Origin of the sequence: Blastococcus sp. KM273128 (genome assembly GCF_021698975.1) — a bacterium.
Lineage (GTDB): Bacteria > Actinomycetota > Actinomycetes > Mycobacteriales > Geodermatophilaceae > Blastococcus.
Genome location: NZ_SSXA01000209.1, coordinates 1 through 334 on the forward strand (window position 1 = coordinate 1; position 334 = coordinate 334).

Below are 334 nucleotides of genomic sequence, written 5' to 3' on the forward strand. Positions count from 1 at the left end.
GCCTCACGGACCCGGTCGCGCAGCGCCTCGTGCACCTGCCGCCAGGTGCCATCGGCGCTCCAAGCCCGAAACCAGCGGTAGGCGACATCCCAGGGGGCCAGGTCGTGAGGCACCAGCCGCCAGGAACAACCGGTGCGCAGCACATACAGGATCGTGTCGAGGACCAGCCGGCGGTCGAACTTCAACGGCCGGCCGCCGTGGCGCGGATTGCGCACCGGCAGCAACGGTTCGATCCGCGCCCACTGGCCGTCGGTCAGCGAGCTGTCATACCGGGAAGAAGCCGCAGACCGCGGCTGGCATGTACAGACACACATCCACCCGGACCATCACCGAC

The 334-nt window shown here is 68.9% G+C and carries 1 protein-coding gene; it reads right to left on the bottom strand.

What is annotated here, in order from left to right; all coding sequences use genetic code 11:
- On the bottom strand, positions 1–314 hold a 314-nt coding region (locus E9529_RS23030), incomplete at its 3' end, for a transposase (RefSeq protein ID WP_236833303.1).
- Positions 315–334: the final 20 nt, after the last annotated feature.